The organism is Bartonella sp. AA86SXKL, assembly GCF_042196885.1.
On record NZ_JBHIRE010000571.1, the window covers coordinates 1 to 550 of the forward strand.

Here is a 550-nt window from a genome sequence, read left to right on the forward strand (position 1 = left end):
TTCAAAAATACGGGGTCCGTTTAAGTGACGAAAAAAAGGTGCTCCAACATCACAGGAGAAAAAACAACGATCCCCGACAACATAAAGCAATGCACCTCCTAATAAAGCCACAAAACTCATCATTAATGGAGTATTAAACCCATGCCAAACAGCCAAACTATAAGGAACTGTCATTGATCCTAAAACAGAAACAACTGCATTATCCAAAATAGGCCCGATTGTTAAATGAGGCATAATACCAACCGCTAAACAAACAAATACCAAAAGTTCCATTGGAAGACGCATAAAATGCGGTGGTTCGTGTGGAGTTTTTGGTAAATTGACAGGTTTTGGTCCTAAAAAGACACCATGAATAAAACGTATAGAATAGGTAACACTAAAGAGGCTAGCGAGCGTTGCCACATAAGGTGCAATCCAATCGAGCCATGATTCCATATGTTTTTCAACAGCTTCAGCAAAAAACATTTCTTTTGATAAAAAACCATTCAGCAAAGGAACTCCAGCCATTGCTGCGCTCGCCACCAAAGCGAGAGTTGCCGTAATAGGCATA

General features: G+C 40.0%; 1 pseudogene. It reads right to left on the reverse strand.

From position 1 onward, the window contains the following. Nucleotides 1-550: pseudogene (locus ACFIO5_RS13335) on the reverse strand (monovalent cation/H+ antiporter subunit A); the annotation flags it as partial.